A 15,564-nucleotide genomic window follows, 5' to 3' on the forward strand; every position below is an offset into this window, starting at 1 on the left:
GTCAATAGATTCTAATAGAACAGTGGTCGAGGAGTTACGAATTTTGTTTTGCAAAAATCTTGGCCAATTTTTGCAATAACAAAGGGGCATCTTCTTGATCCATCACCACTTCGATCCATTGTAATCGTTCAGTATCTTTTCTAGCAGACTTCATCACTTCAGCTAATTCAGCTTCTGTAGTCGCCTTGTAAGTTGCCACAGTTTGACTAGTTCCGCCAAAGACTAGCGGCAGATTTTGATAATCCCACATGGGAATATCGTTGTATTGCTCGGTAGCACCATGGATTTCGCGTTCAACCGTATAACCGTTATTATTGATCACAAAAACGATGGGTGTCAGTTTTTCTCGAATTGCAGTCCCTAATTCTTGAACAGTCAATTGCAACGAACCATCTCCGATAAACAACAGGTGACGACTATCTTTATTTGCGATTTGACTACCTAAAGTAGAAGGGAAAGTATAACCAATCGATCCCCATAATGGCTGTCCGATAAAGTGCATGTCTTTTTTTAGCGGAACGTTTGTTAGCCCAAAGAAAGAAGTTCCTTGTTCGCCAACCACAGTATCTCCTTGCAATAGAAAAGTTTCTACCATTTTCCAGAACCGTTTTTGAGTCAGTTGTTCATCTTTGAATTCTACTTTGGATATACGTTTTACTGGAAGTAAGTCTCCTGTGAATCTAGAAAATGACAGCGTTGATAAAGCAGAAACGAAACGATCTAGCTGAATTGCTTCGTGTTTTTCACCATAAAATAAGACCTCTGTTGCGCCAATCGAGATGATTTGTTTGTCTGTAAAACCAAAACTAAAACCAGATGTTGCTGAGTCCGTCAATTTTGCGCCTAAAAGTAAAACAAGATCTGCATTATCAACACGACTTTTCAGAGGCTCTTCAGTAGGTGATCCTGAATATGTTCCAATATAGTGAGAATCTTCTTCATCAAATGCGCCTTTTCCTAGGGGTAATGTCGTAATTGGCAAATTAAATTTTTGGATGAATTCGTTTAATTGATGTTCTATATGGTAACTTAAAATTTCATGTCCAGCAATGATAACTGGATTTTCTGCTTGTTGTAGAGCTTTTTCAACTTTGCTTAAAATAGTTGCTTCAGCCTCTGTTAATCTTTCTGTCATTTTTTGTAAAGGTTTATTCGGTTTGTTTGTTTTTGTTTCAGCTATATCAATTGGTAAATTAATATAAACTGGACGTTTTTCTGTCATTGCAATAGTCAATACTCGGTCGATTTCTGAGGTGGCATTTTCTATAGTCAAATGAGCGATTGCAGCTGTTACTTCTTCATGCATTTTTTCAAAGCGCAGGAAATCACCATCGCCTAAAGTGTGATGAACAAGTTTTTTATTGTTTTGAACAGTTGTTGTCGGTGAACCAATAATTTCAACAACAGGTACATTTTCCGCATAACTACCTGCTAAACCATTGACAGCACTTAATTCTCCCACACCAAATGTCGTCACAAAAGCTGAAATTCCTTTAGTTCGCGCATACCCATCAGCCATATATGCAGCATTTAACTCATTGGCATTACCGATCCATTTTAGGTCTTCTCGCGCTGTGATATGGTCTAAAAATTGCAAATTATAATCTCCAGGAACCCCAAATACTTCATCGATTCCTAATTCCTTTAAACGATCCAATAAATAATCTGATATGGTGTACATTGAGCATCCTCCTAATTTAAAAGTGTAACGGGCACGTTCAGTTCTAACAGGAAAATAGGAAACATTGACGTTGTCCCTTTTTGCCTCGTTCCATTTCCGTTTTTTCCAAAAGATCTTCAATCCTTGAAGCTAGATAACGTTTGGCATAATAGTTTGTCCAATCTTGATAGAAAAATAGATCTAAGCTTTTTTACCTCAATCATCTTTTCCAAAAAGATTTAATAAGACAATGCCAACAAAAAATAAGCCGCAGAGCCAGTATAAAACTGCAAAAAAATTTAGTCGACTATGATGCTCGAATCATAAGAACGTCATTAAAAAATGATTTGAAATGTTATGAAACAAATTTTTCTTTTTCTTTTATGACAAAATTAAAGCAAAATCATTTTACTTCCTATGTAGTAAAAGACAATATTATGGTAAAATAGAAAAAGCAACTTTCTTCAGGAATTTGAGAGGAGATCAATAAGTATGAAAAGTAATTATAATGTTGCCGTGGTAGGCGCAACTGGTGCTGTGGGCACTAAAATGATCGAAATGTTGGAAGAAACATCATTACCAATAAATCAGGTTAAACTTTTAGCTTCAAAACGTTCAGCGGGAAAAGAAGTAACGTTTAAAGGACAAACTCTTATAATTGAAGAGTTAGTGCCTGAGTCATTTACAGATATAGATATTGCTTTATTCAGTGCTGGCGGAAATATTTCAAAACAATATGCTCCAGAAGCAGTTAAACGTGGAGCTGTTGTAGTAGACAATACTAGTCATTACAGAATGGACGCAGAAGTCCCTTTAGTTGTCCCAGAAGTCAATCCTGATGCGTTAAAGCGTCATAAAGGGATCATTGCTAACCCAAATTGCTCGACGATTCAAATGATGGTAGCTCTTGAACCAATCAGACAAGCTTATGGTTTGGACCGTTTGATCGTATCAACTTATCAAGCTGTGAGCGGAGCAGGAATCAATGCGATGGAAGAGCTGAAATCACAAGCGTTAGCGTATATCAACGGCACGCCTGCTGACAAATTAGAAGCTGATATTTTACCATCGGGTGGCGACAAAAAACATTATCCGATCGCATTTAACGCCTTACCCCAGATTGATGTCTTTGCAGATGCTGATTATACGTATGAAGAATGGAAGATGATCAATGAGACGAAAAAAATCATGGAAGATGACAGTATTAAAGTTGTAGCCACGTGTGTTCGTATTCCTGTATTGTCTGGTCATTCTGAATCAATTTATATTGAGGTCAAAGAAGATGGTTCTGACGTGAGCAAAATCAAACAATTAATCGCTGATGCTCCAGGTGCAGTTTTGCAAGATGATCCAAGTCAACAACTTTATCCGCAAGCTATAACGAGTATCGATCGCAAAGAAACATTTGTAGGGAGAATTCGTCAAGATATCGATATTGACAAGGGGTATCATATGTGGGTTGTTTCTGATAATTTATTAAAGGGTGCTGCTTGGAATTCAGTTCAAATTGCGGAAACACTGCATGAGATGGATTTAGTGAGGGTTTAAATAGTACCTGGATTTTTTTGAAAGATAAAATATGAAGGATGGGAAAAATCCTTAGATCTGTTTTTCGGTCAAGAGTGTACAAGTTATTTTGCCATGTGTTATCTAGCTTCAAGAGCTAGCCTCTCGGAGAAAAGATAAATAATGAATGAGGTAAAAAGCACCTCAGTCATTATTTCCTATTTTCTTGCCGAGTCTGACTGAGCTCTTTTAGCTTTTAACGTTACCTAGCTTCGCGGGTTAGTCACTATGCTCTGCTTCGATCTCATCAATTCCGATGAGCTAAAGCTCTAAGGATTAAAGGTTTCGGGAAAAAGATAAAATCTGCCTGTGACAAAAAGCGTCACAAACGTATTTTCCTATTTTCCAGTCGAGCCTAAATGAGCCCGCTATGCTTTTAAAATTAGGAGGTAGTAAGTATGAATTTAGAAAATGCAACGATAATTACTGCAATGGTCACACCTTTTGATGAAAGCGGCGCAATCGATTTTGCTAAGCTGCCTCAGTTGGTTGAACATTTGCTTGATCATCATACAGAAGGAATTATTTTAGCCGGAACGACAGGTGAATCGCCAACATTGACTCATGATGAAGAAATTGAGTTGTTCAATGAAGTGATTCGCTTAGTTAATGGAAGAGTGCCGATTATTTGTGGTGTGGGAACCAATGATACACGTGATTCTGTTGAATTTGTAAAAGAATTATCAGCTATTAGAGGAATCGATGCAGGGTTAGCAGTCGTACCTTATTACAATAAACCAAATCAAGAAGGTCTGTATCAACATTTTAAGGCAATTGCTGAGGCGAGTGACTTGCCAATTATTCTATATAATGTTCCAGGAAGAACCGTAGCAAGCCTTGATGTCGAAACAACTTTGCGCTTAGCTGAGTTAGAAAATGTGATTGCAATTAAAGAATGTTTCGGCTTAGATGCATTGACTGAGTTGATAGAAAAGGCACCAAAAGACTTTTTAGTGTATACTGGAGAAGACTCCTTAGCTTTTTCAATAAAAGCGATAGGTGGACAAGGGGTGATTTCGGTCGCAAGCCATGTGTTCGGTACTGAAATGTACGATATGTTCCAGGCATTAGATCGTGGAGAAGTCAAAACGGCTGCAAGCATTCAGCGGCAGTTGTTACCTAAGATGAATGCTTTGTTTTCGGTTCCTTCACCAGCACCTGTAAAGGCAGTGTTGAACGAAATGGGCATTTCCGTTGGGGATTTACGTTTACCTCTTGTATCTTGTACAACTGAAGAAAAAGCGAAAATTTTAAGCATACTGGATCTTTGATTCAGTATGAGAATATAGAGAGGTGAAGTTAGTGAGTACAATAAAAATCGTTCCCTTAGGCGGCGTTCGTGAAAATGGTAAAAATATGTACATCGCAGAAGTGGAAGATGAAATTTTTGTACTGGATTGTGGATTAAAATATCCAGAAAATGAGCTATTAGGAATTGATGTGGTAATTCCAGATTTTACGTATTTAGTGGAAAATATTGACCGTGTTGCTGGGATTTTCTTAACACATGGTCATGCCGATGCAATTGGAGCATTACCGTATCTTTTATCTAAAGTTCATGTACCAGTATTCGGTACCGAATTAACAATCGAGTTAGCAAAATTAAACGTAGGAGATCATGCAGATTCAAAAGAATTTAATGATTTTCATGTAGTCGATGCACATACAGAAATCGATTTTGCACATGCTACGATCAGTTTTTTCCGTACTACACATACGATTCCAGATTCTATCGGAATCAATTTGAAAACTAAAGAAGGCAATATCGTTTACACAGGAGATTTCAAATTTGATCAAAGCGCAATTCCAATGTATCAGACGGATTTTGGTCGTTTGGCTGAAATCGGTAATGAAGGTGTCTTGGCTTTATTGAGTGATTCTTCGAACGCTGAAAACCCAGCTCAAGTTGTTTCTGAACTACAGATAGCGGATGAAGTTTTTGATACGATTCGTTACTGGGAAGGTCGAATTATCGTGGCTTGTGTTGCTAGTAATTTACAGCGCGTCCAACAAATTTTAGATGCAGCTCATCGATCTGACCGTAAAATCGTTTTAACAGGTCAAGATTTCCAAAGAATTATTAATACTGCTATCAAATTAGACAAACTAAAATTACCGAGTGAAGATTTGATCGTTAGTGTGAAAGACATGAAAAAATATCAAGCGGATCAATTAGTGATTTTAGAAACAGGAACAATGGGTGAGCCGATCAAGTCACTACAAAAAATGGCCAATGGCACACATCGTGTTATCAAAATCAAAGAAGGTGATTTAGTGTATATCACGACAACACCTACAACTGCGATGGAGACAGCCGTAGCAAAAACAGAAGATATCGTATACCGCGCTGGTGGTGTGGTGAAACAAATCTCAGATAATTTACGTGTTTCTGGTCATGCAAGTCCAAATGATTTGCAATTGATGTTGAACTTGATGAAACCTAAACACTTTATTCCAATTCAAGGTGAATATCGTCAATTAGCAGCACATGCTGATTTGGCACATGAATTGGGTATTCCGTACAAAAATATTTTCATTACTGGTCGAGGAGATATCCTTGAATATAGCAAACAGAAAATGAACGTTGCCGGTAGCACAACGGCTGATAATATCATGATCGATGGAATTGGTGTTGGCGATATCGGTAATATCGTGCTTCGTGATCGTAGAATCTTATCTGAAGATGGTATTTTCGTAGCCGTTGTAACAATCAATCGTCGTGAAAAACGTATTGTTTCACCTGCTAAAATCACATCAAGAGGTTTTGTTTATGTCAAAACAAGCAAAGATTTGATGAAAGAAAGTAGCAGTATCGTAACGGAGATCGTTGAAAAACATCTTGAAAGTAGCGATTTTGAGTGGAGCAAATTAAAACAAGATATTCGGGAACAATTGAGCCGTTACTTGTTTGAACAAACAAAACGCCGTCCAGTGATTCTTCCTGTAATTATGGAAGCAACACAACGAAAAGGACGCAAATCAGCGAATTAAACAAAAAATCACTTAGTCAGTTATCTAAATGGCTGAGTGATTTTTTGTTCAATTTAATGAAGTGATTATTTTTTTACAGATAAGTTTTTTTTCGATACAATAAAGAGGTGATGTTCATGCGCCACTACTGAAGTTTAGCAAGCCCAGTGCACTTTTATTTTTAGGAGGGAAGCAAATGGAAAAGAAACAAGAAACACGCTGGATCAAATTTCTTGGTGGAAAAAATTTATTATTCACGCTAGTTGCGTTATTGTTATTAGGCGCAGTGATTTTTATTTTTCATCAGGTTGGCTTTATATTTGGACCGATTGGGGTTGTTTTCAAAACGATTATTGGACCAACGATTTTAGCATTGATTTTATATTATTTATTTAATCCAGTCGTCAATTGGTTGGAAAAACACAAAGTGAAACGAGTTTATGGTGTTTCAGCTATTTTTATTATTTTGATTGCATTGATCGTTGTCGGTATTATTTTAGTTGTTCCGATTTTGCAAAAACAAGTAGAAGGTTTGATAGAAAGTTTCCCACAGTATATGGATGATTTGAACAAGATGGTGACGGATTTCTTCCATAATTCAGCATTGGAGAAACCTTTAGCGAATGCTTTAGACGCAATACAGCGATGGTTTGATAATATCTCAGATGGAATCGGTAGTTACTTTAGCAAAGCTGTGGAAGGAGCTTCAACGGTTTTCTCTACGCTTACTGGTTTTGCTCTGGTGATGGTAACGGCTCCGATCATTACTTTTTTCCTATTAAAAGATGATCAGAAGTTTTTCTCCTTTGTTTTAAAAATTATACCACCACGTTTTAGAGGTGATGCCAAAGAAATCGGGGCAACAATGAGCAGCCAAGTTGGTGCGTATTTAAAAGGACAAATTTTAGTGTCGATTGCAATCGGTATTTTAACATTTATCGGATTTTGGCTGATTAAAGTGCCTTATTCTGGAACGTTATCGATCATTGTAGGGATCACAGCGGTTATTCCTTATATTGGGCCTGTGATTGCCTTTGTACCAGCAGCTATCGTTGCTTTGATGGTGTCATTTGGTATGTTTATTAAGATGAGTCTGGTTTGGATGCTCGTTCAAATGCTTAACGGACATTTGATTGCACCACAAGTGATGGGGAAACGATTAGTTGTACATCCATTAACAATCGTGATCGTTTTATTAGTAATGGGCGATTTGTTAGGGATGTTCGGATTAATTTTTGGTATTCCAATTTATGCAATTGCCAAAGTTCTGGTGACGTATATTTTCCGTAAATTTAAACAACGATATAATCAATTTTATGGAGATAGTGGTGAATATGAAGACACCGAGTTTTCTAAAGAAGAGTATTTAGATGAATAAATAAAATCACGGTTGAACGAAGGATTCTGGCAGATAAATCGCTAGAATATTGGGCTCTTTGTCAATAGGGACTGATGAGTTGTGCAAAATCAAATCTGGGTCAGAATGAATCTCATTCTGGCTCAGATTTTTTGTTATTTCACTTTGATTAATTGATTGATCAAAAAGATTCTGATTCTCATGTTCTCAAATGATTTAAATCCGTATGATACTCGTTTCATTGTCTTTATATGGGTATTCTTCGCTTCTATTTTCCCATTAGAGTAAGGGTAGATCATCGCATTGGTAATGCCTTCTTCATAGGTCAGAAGGTTTTGAAGTTTCTCACGGAAGCTGTCATTTAATGTTTCTGGAAGTTCTTTCAATAAGGAGAAGAACAATTCGGACTCTTTGTCTCGAAAGGCTTCAACCAACTCGTGAAAAAAGGGATACGCCTCCTTCAGGGGCGTGGAAAAACCAAGCAATCGATCGATCATCATCGCTTCGGTAAGAAACGGATATTTAGGCGCTCGAAAACTTAGCCATGTTTTGTATTCATAATGATTAATGTTTGCACGATTTTTTAACAGAAAGCGCCAGTTCTTTTTCAGTTTTTCAGCCTCACTGTTTTGACCTGATTTACGTAGTTCTTTCATTTCATGGATACGTAAATCGTTGAATGCTTGATTCATATGTTTGACAATATGAAACCGATCAATCACTAATTTCGCATTTGGTAGAACACTCTTGGTGAGCTGGAAGTAGGCGGCGTTCATATCTGTAACTAAGAATTCTACTTTTTCAGGGTTGATACAGTCTCGGAAATAGCTTGTTAATCGAGGCAATTTTCGTGTAGGTAAAATGTCAATTAACTTTCCTGATTCGCCATCTGCGCAAATAAAGCTCATTTTATCTTCAGTGGAAGTGTGAGAACGAAATTCATCAACCATCAATACTTTGGGTAGAATCCTTTTGGAAGACTTTGGTAAATAGCTTTTCAACTCTTTCAATGTACGAATAACGGTTGTCAACGATACCAGACAACTTTTCGCAATAAAAGATAAAGATACTTTTTCAGTCAGTAAAGAAGTAATTTTATATCTGACATGATTCGCAATCGAATGTCTTGGACGGACAAAATAACTTTGAGCGGTCCAATGGGTTTGACAGTTTTTACAGGTATAGCGCTGCTTTTTTAGACGCATAATCATTGGCATATGATTGTATTGTTCAAAACGTATAATGGTTTCTTTCTTGCCATTTTTAACCACAATCGATTTCCCATTCCCAGCTACCACTGAAGAACCACAATTTTTACAGGCATATGGAGCAGGTGAGAGAACAGCATAGACGATCAATGTCTTTGTATTCTGAAAAGTCTCGTAAGAGACCTCATTAATCATCAAATCTTTATCTGTCAATCGTAGCATTTTTTTGATAGAATCATTCATATAGCATATCGTCCTCTCAGTTGTTTATTTTGTGGTGATTTAATCATACTAGAGAACGATATGTTTTTTAATATCTAAAATGAAAATGGGACTGAAGAATCAATTCTGATTCATCAGTCCCATAAATTATAGAGCCGAATATTGGAGTTCAGCCGTTTTGTTTGATAAAAAACTATGCGTATAACAAAAAAAGAAATTCATATCTTTTGTAATACTTTTTTGTAGGCGTTACAATTTAGTTAACAGCAAAACAACTAGTCTTAAAGGAGGGAAGCATATGAAACGATTGCTGAAAATTATTTTTGCATTCATCATACTCCTATTGTTTGTCGGAACATTAGGGTTACTTAGTCAGTTAATCGACATTCCTTGGTTGTCTTATGAAGTAAACGAGTTACTCTACAATTATCCTTGGCTATTCACGTTCTTTGAATGGATTTTACTTATTTTAGGTGGTCTTTTATTTATCAGTTTGATTGTTGTTCTTTCTGTTTCTGGAAGAAGGAAACGTTTGGTTGTGAAAGAAGGCAAGAACCGAATCGAAATACCAAAAAGTACTGTAGAACAAATTGTGCAAGATGCCTATAGCACGATTATTCATCCAGATAAAACTAAAATGACCGTTAAAATCAAAGGCAAGGAAAAAGTAGCTGTTAAACTAAGAGTAGACGTCAGAAGCAAACAACGTTTCCAACCCTTAGGAGAAGAAATAAAAGACACAATACAAAATGCACTAAACACAGCTTTAGAATCAATCGACAGCCAAGTAATAGTGCATTTAAGAGAAAAAGAACCAACAGAATCTACAACTTTCGGCAAAAAACAATCACGGGTGATTTAGGAGGGAGACGTCATGGATCAAGAAAAAAAAGAACGTTGGATGAAACAACTCAAACCTTATCGTTTCCGGATTATTTGGACATTTTTGTTTTTACTACTAGCCATTCTTTTATTGCTGATTGGTTTTGGTAAAACATTGGTCTTGCTGATTTTTGCAGCAGTCGGATATATTATAGGGAAAATGCGAGATGAAGATTTGGATATTTATTCCTTGATAGATTCAGTTAGGTCTATGATGGGAATTTAAAATTATATTGAAGGAGTGAATGCAAATGGCAGAAACAGTAGAAAACAACACAGGTGGACTAAAAGCAAAATTAACGTTTGGTGATGTCGTAATCAAAAAAATCGTTGGTGTCGTTATTTCCGATATTGATGGAATTTTAGGTTTGAGTGGCAATCTTTTTACCGATTTTGCAGACCGTTTTAGAGATAATGAAGATGTCACTAAGGGCGTTGGAGTTGAAGTAGGAACTAAACAAGTAGCTGTTGATGTATCCGTGATTTGCAAATACGATGTTAATATTTCATCAGTTTTTGATCAAACGGTTGAAAAAGTCAAAGAAGCGATAGCACATATGACTGGTTTAGAACTTGTCGAATTTAATATGAGCGTAGATGATGTTATGACCAAGGAGCAATATTTGGAAAAATACCGTGGTAAAGACAGCGATGAAACTAAGGGAAATAATTAATTTGTTCTAATTTAGTAGTGAATGTTCATTCGATTTAAGACAACAAATAAGGGAAGCAAAACGAACGATGTTTTGTTTTCCCTTTTTTTGTTGTTCTAAGAAAGTTTATATCTTATCGAGGGGTACATTTTCAATCTGTAACAAGAACTTCTTGATGCTAAGTCCATCATGCTCAGAACTACCGAGGTAACCTGTTAATTTGCCATTTTTACCTATCACTCGATGACAGGGAACAATAATAGGAATTGGATTTTTACTATTTGCCTGACCGATTGCTCGAACGGCTTTCGGTGAATCGACTGCTTGAGCGATCTCTAAATAACTGCGTGTTTCACCGAAAGGAATTTGAGAAAGAGCCCTCCAGACTTGTCTTTGAAATTGAGTACCGCGGTTAACGGATAACGGAACAGTAAAATACGTACGTTGACCAGCAAAATATTCGGTGAGTTCTTTAGCAGCAAGCTCAGTAAAAGGGTTCGTTTTATGGTTAGCCAGTTCAAAAAAAGAAACAGCGCTTAGACCTTCATCATCAGCATCTAACCAAATTGAGCCAAAAGGAACATTTATTTTCATTTTTTTCTCCTTAATCAGTGTGGTTACTTTATTATACTCTATCCAGAAGTATGGTACTATATTTTTATATACTGAAATCAGGGGGCAATACAATGGAAGAAGTCGTCATCTTTCACACGAATGATTTGCATTCACATTTAGAAAATTGGCCCAAGATCAGAAGATATTTGATAGGTCAAAAAGAAAAATATATGAAATCTAGAAAAACTGTTTTAACTGTCGATTTAGGAGATTTTATTGATCGATGGCACCCTTTGACCGAAGCAACAGATGGTCAAGCGAATATTGAACTGATGAACGAGATTGGCTATGATGCAGCAACGATTGGAAATAATGAAGGGATTGGAAATTCTAAAGAGCAGTTAAACCATTTATATGATCACCGAAATTTTGATGTTTTATTAGGAAATTTATTTGACTTAGAAACGAAAGAAGCACCTGTTTGGGCGAGTCCTTATAAAATTATTGAAACAAATGAAAAAACGAAAATCGGTTTGATTGCTTTAACTGTACCTTTTCCTTTGACTTATAATCCAAATGGTTGGGATATTCGTCCAACAAAAGAAATGCTACCACAATTAATCAGAGATGTTCAACCGCAGTGCGATATTTTAGTCCTAATGAGCCATTTAGGCATCGATGAAGATATTAAAATTGCAAATGAATTTCCAGAAATCGATGTTTTGCTAGGTTCCCACACACATCATTTATTTAAAGAGGGTGAAAAAATCAACGGCACACAACTTTCTGCTGCAGGTAAGTTTGGCTATTATATAGGAGAAGTTCATCTAACGATCGAGAATGGAAAAATTATCCATAGTGAAGCCAAAGCAGTGCCGACAGCAAAGCTACCTATTTTATCCAAAGACCAAAGTGAAATAGAGAACTATATGACGTTAGGTCATCAGTTATTGAAAGCTAAGAAAATCGCGACTATTTCTCATCCTTTATTAGTGAATTTAAACGCTGAACAGCCTTTGATCGTAACGACTTTAAAAGCTTTGGAAGAAATAGGGCAGACAGATGCTGCAATTTTAAACAATGGTTTATTTTTATCAGACATTCCAAAAGGAATCGTTGATGCAGATCAGCTTCATGAATCTTTGCCACATCCAATGCATTTGATTCGTGTGACTTTGTCTGGTGCTGAACTGATTCGGATGGTCAGAGAAATGGAAAAAAATCGGCACTATTTACGGAAGTTTCCAATTACAGGAATGGGCTTTCGTGGTAAAGTATTTGGAGAATTATATTATGATGGGATCCGATACGATAAACAGAAAAAACAAGTCTTATGGCAAAATGAGCCCGTTGATCTTGGACATAAGTATACATTTACAACTGTTGATCATTTCATGTTCATCCCCTTTTTTCCGACAATTGAGCTTGTGGGAGAAGTTGAATTTATCTTTCCAGAATTTATCCGAACAGTTTTAGGCAACTACTTGAACGAGCACTACCCAATCCCATAAAAACAAGGTATAATAAAATCTAGGCGGTGAGATAATGACAGAAAAAGTAAAAAAACCATACAAATCAACGAAACCAGTTAAACATAAAGAAGAACCAGCAGCGACTTTAACAGAAGAAATCACAGCTGTCCTTGAAGAGATAAAAGAAGAACCTGTCAAAGAGAAGAAAAAAGGCGAAATCGTAACGCTTGTTGACGATGTACATGTCACGATCGGCGACCGTCAATATCTTTTAGTAAAAAATCATCGGGAAGCTTTTGATGGAGAACGATTAGGAGAACGTTTTAGTGATGTTCTTTCAAGATATGATTACATTGTGGGAGACTGGGGCTACGATCAACTGCGTTTGAAAGGCTTTTTTAATGAGTCCAACCGTAAAGCCGCTCCTGAACAAAGAATCGATACACTAGAAGATTATTTATATGAGTACTGTAATTTTGGCTGTGCTTATTTTGTGATCGAGAGAGTTGGCGGAAAACGCGAAAAACAACAAACTCGACGTAAGAAACCAACAAAAAAAACAGCACATCAAAATCAAGCTCATACAGAAGAAAAACGTGTGCCTGTAACGAATAAAATGAAGCCCGTGATCAAAAATCGCAAAGAAAATGAACCTAAAAAAGCAGTTATTGGAAAGAAAGAGAATGCGGCTAATAAAGGCCGTTCATTTACAATTCGCCAACGTGAGGAGTAATTATTTGTGAAGAAGCATTATAAAGGATATTTAATTGATTTAGACGGTACGATCTATTTAGGGAAAGAAGCTATTCCAGCAGGAAAGCGATTTGTGGAACAGCTGCAGGAATTGAAATTGCCTTTTCTTTTTGTGACCAATAATACGACAAAAACGCCTGAGGCAGTTTCTGATCGACTAGCTCAGGAATTTGATATTCACGTATCGCCTAAAAGGGTCTATACAGCAAGTCTTGCAACAATCGATTACATGAAAGAACAAGGCAAAGGAAACCGAGTCTATGTGATTGGAGAATCCGGACTTGTTGATTTGATTTTATCTGCAGGTTTTGATTGGGATGAAGAAAAGCCGGATTACGTGGTTGTTGGACTAGACACAGATATAAATTATGAAAAATTTGCAACGGCTGCTTTGTGTATCCGCAATGGCGCAACGTTTATTGGGACAAACCCAGATAAGAGCATCCCGACAGAACGCGGCTTGTTGCCAGGAGCAGGTTCATTTATTTCTTTAGTTCAAACCGCAACGCAGACAGATCCGATCATGATTGGTAAACCGAATGCGGTCATTATGAATGAAGCGTTAAAAGTCATGAAAATGAATAAAGAAGATGTCATTATGGTTGGCGACAATTATGAAACAGATATTCAGTCTGGTCTTCAAAATGGAATTGATAGTTTACTTGTTTTATCTGGATTTACAGCAAAATCAGCTGTACCGAATTTGCCAGAACAACCGACGTATATTGTTGATTCTTTGGATGAATGGGCTTTTTGATATGAAAGAAAAAAGTTGGATCTGGCGCGAACGTGCCGGAATCGTTTGTCTGATTTTGACCATCATTTCTTTAAGCATTACGATCACCATTAATTTTCGTCTATTATATGTTTTTGATATTGATTCGTTGAAGATTCTAGATTATGTAGATATGGACAAGCCGACATTGTTAAAAAACTTTGATCAATTGATGGCCTATTTAAATAATCCATTCATTCACACGCTACAATTACCTGATTTTCCATCATCAAAAAGCGGTGCATTCCATTTTTATGAAGTAAAACGACTTTTTCTACTCTGTTATAGCGTATTACTTGTAACCGTGATTCCAAGTATTCTCTTTGTTTTTCGCTTGGTCAAGGTAAAACGAGTGTGGCGATTGATTCGTCCTTTTCAATGGGGTATGATTATTCCAGTATTTTTTGGGGTATTGATGGCAATTGGTTTTGATCAATTTTTTGTAGCATTTCATGGTGTATTTTTTAATAATGACGATTGGTTATTTGATCCAGCTACTGACCCTATCATAAATGTATTGCCTGAAGCATTTTTTATGCATAGTTTTATTCTGTTTTTTGTTTTATTAGAACTATTCTTTTTAATTGGAATTGTTGCTGGAAAACGCGAACTAAAAAAAATCTAATTATAAGCCATCAGAAGTAGACTCGTTGAGTTCTTTCTGATGGCTTCTTTTGTAAGTATTTGACATATTAAGAAGGTACCTTTAAAATATAAGACAGGTACCTGAATTATATTATCTTATGGGGGAATCGATCATGGAAGAGCAAACATTGATGGAACAGTTTCTAAGTTTACAAGCAATGATGCAAAGGTATTTTATGAAACGTCGCAGAGAGCACGGTCCTTTTGGCAATCCACATAGAGGGCAGGGGCGAGTCTTGAATTTGTTAAAACTAAAACCAGAAACAACTCAAAAAGAATTGTCTTACTTACTGGATATGCGTCCGCAATCTTTAGGAGAACTATTAGGTAAGTTAGAGAAAAATGGTTATATCAGTCGTGAACCTTTAGAAAGCGACCGACGTGTGATGGTGATTCGCTTAACAGAAGCAGGAATGATAGCAGCAGATAATAGTAAGCAAGAAGAAGAAACAATTTTTGATGTATTGTCTGAATCAGAACAAGAATCATTTAAAGGTATTATGAATAAATTACTCGAAGCTTTGGAAGCAGAAATTCCAGAAGAAGAGCGTGATTTTAGAGGTCACCATAGACGTGGTAGACATGGAGGCCATGGATTTGGTGGTGGTCCTGGTAAAATGGATGCATCTTTTGATCCTCGCAATATGTTTGGTTCACCTGATTTTCCACACAGAGGTAAATTTGGATTTGATCCGTTCAAACGCAATACTGAAGACGACGATGGTTTTAATGATTTTTAATAAATGGTGATTAGATACGTCAAAACAAGCTTTCTTAAACAGGAAAGCTTGTTTTTTATTTCTAGTATTTATCTAGTTTTAAAAACTAGATTGAATGTTTTTCAAA

At 36.5% G+C, this 15,564-nt stretch carries 15 protein-coding genes; 12 read left to right on the top strand and 3 right to left on the bottom strand.

The features are described from left to right. Positions 1-34 precede the first annotated feature (34 nt). Positions 35-1,681, bottom strand: coding sequence for an alpha-keto acid decarboxylase family protein (locus IGJ02_RS06150; protein ID WP_430603649.1), 1,647 nt, complete (start codon positions 1,679-1,681; stop codon positions 35-37). A 471-nt stretch (positions 1,682-2,152) separates the two neighbouring features. On the opposite strand from IGJ02_RS06150, the gene IGJ02_RS06155 reads away from it, so the two are divergent. The 4 genes from IGJ02_RS06155 (at position 2,153) to IGJ02_RS06170 (ending at position 7,574) form a co-directional block, all read left to right on the top strand. Beyond that, positions 2,153-3,208, top strand: coding sequence for an aspartate-semialdehyde dehydrogenase (locus IGJ02_RS06155; protein ID WP_430603650.1), 1,056 nt, complete (start codon positions 2,153-2,155; stop codon positions 3,206-3,208). A gap of 416 nt (positions 3,209-3,624) precedes the next feature. After that, on the top strand, positions 3,625-4,497 hold the full coding sequence (dapA, locus tag IGJ02_RS06160; protein WP_430603652.1) for a 4-hydroxy-tetrahydrodipicolinate synthase: 873 nt from the start codon (positions 3,625-3,627) through the stop codon (positions 4,495-4,497). Positions 4,498-4,528: 31 nt separating this feature from the next. Next, entirely contained in the window at positions 4,529-6,217 is a 1,689-nt protein-coding gene (locus tag IGJ02_RS06165; protein WP_010760950.1) for a ribonuclease J, read from the top strand. A gap of 175 nt (positions 6,218-6,392) precedes the next feature. Further along, positions 6,393-7,574, top strand: a complete 1,182-nt coding sequence (locus IGJ02_RS06170; protein ID WP_430603654.1) for an AI-2E family transporter — start codon at positions 6,393-6,395, stop codon at positions 7,572-7,574. A gap of 134 nt (positions 7,575-7,708) precedes the next feature. Here IGJ02_RS06170 and IGJ02_RS06175 read toward each other — a convergent pair whose 3' ends face one another. Further along, entirely contained in the window at positions 7,709-9,004 is a 1,296-nt protein-coding gene (locus IGJ02_RS06175; protein ID WP_430603656.1) for an ISL3 family transposase, read from the bottom strand. A 277-nt stretch (positions 9,005-9,281) separates the two neighbouring features. Between IGJ02_RS06175 and amaP the strand changes: the two genes are divergently transcribed. From amaP to IGJ02_RS06190, 3 genes are read left to right on the top strand one after another with little or no spacing between them, the layout of a single operon-like run. Further along, positions 9,282-9,845: an alkaline shock response membrane anchor protein AmaP gene (gene amaP / locus IGJ02_RS06180; protein ID WP_430603657.1), complete on the top strand. Its 564-nt coding sequence runs from the start codon at positions 9,282-9,284 to the stop codon at positions 9,843-9,845. Between the two features lie 12 nt (positions 9,846-9,857). Further along, complete coding sequence (locus tag IGJ02_RS06185) at positions 9,858-10,091, top strand: DUF2273 domain-containing protein (protein ID WP_010760953.1); 234 nt, start codon at positions 9,858-9,860, stop codon at positions 10,089-10,091. Positions 10,092-10,116: 25 nt separating this feature from the next. Next, entirely contained in the window at positions 10,117-10,539 is a 423-nt protein-coding gene (locus IGJ02_RS06190) for an Asp23/Gls24 family envelope stress response protein (protein WP_010760954.1), read from the top strand. A 105-nt stretch (positions 10,540-10,644) separates the two neighbouring features. Here the strand turns inward: IGJ02_RS06190 and IGJ02_RS06195 are convergent, their stop codons facing one another. Next, complete coding sequence (locus tag IGJ02_RS06195) at positions 10,645-11,112, bottom strand: methylated-DNA--[protein]-cysteine S-methyltransferase (RefSeq protein WP_430603658.1); 468 nt, start codon at positions 11,110-11,112, stop codon at positions 10,645-10,647. 92 nt (positions 11,113-11,204) lie between these two features. On the opposite strand from IGJ02_RS06195, the gene IGJ02_RS06200 reads away from it, so the two are divergent. The 5 genes from IGJ02_RS06200 to IGJ02_RS06220 all read left to right on the top strand — a co-directional run bounded on the left by IGJ02_RS06200 (position 11,205) and on the right by IGJ02_RS06220 (position 15,458). Next, positions 11,205-12,584, top strand: coding sequence for a bifunctional metallophosphatase/5'-nucleotidase (locus IGJ02_RS06200; RefSeq protein WP_430603660.1), 1,380 nt, complete (start codon positions 11,205-11,207; stop codon positions 12,582-12,584). 34 nt (positions 12,585-12,618) lie between these two features. Next, positions 12,619-13,278, top strand: a complete 660-nt coding sequence (locus IGJ02_RS06205) for a YutD family protein (protein WP_430603662.1) — start codon at positions 12,619-12,621, stop codon at positions 13,276-13,278. A gap of 6 nt (positions 13,279-13,284) precedes the next feature. Further along, positions 13,285-14,055: a TIGR01457 family HAD-type hydrolase gene (locus tag IGJ02_RS06210; RefSeq protein WP_430603663.1), complete on the top strand. Its 771-nt coding sequence runs from the start codon at positions 13,285-13,287 to the stop codon at positions 14,053-14,055. Position 14,056: 1 nt separating this feature from the next. After that, positions 14,057-14,698, top strand: coding sequence for a TIGR01906 family membrane protein (locus IGJ02_RS06215; protein ID WP_430603664.1), 642 nt, complete (start codon positions 14,057-14,059; stop codon positions 14,696-14,698). A gap of 133 nt (positions 14,699-14,831) precedes the next feature. Further along, positions 14,832-15,458 (top strand): MarR family winged helix-turn-helix transcriptional regulator, encoded by a 627-nt coding sequence (locus tag IGJ02_RS06220; RefSeq protein ID WP_430603665.1) that lies wholly within the window; start codon positions 14,832-14,834, stop codon positions 15,456-15,458. Positions 15,459-15,564: the final 106 nt, after the last annotated feature.

The organism is Enterococcus sp. DIV0724b, assembly GCF_050531475.1.
Classification (GTDB): domain Bacteria; phylum Bacillota; class Bacilli; order Lactobacillales; family Enterococcaceae; genus Enterococcus_L; species Enterococcus_L haemoperoxidus.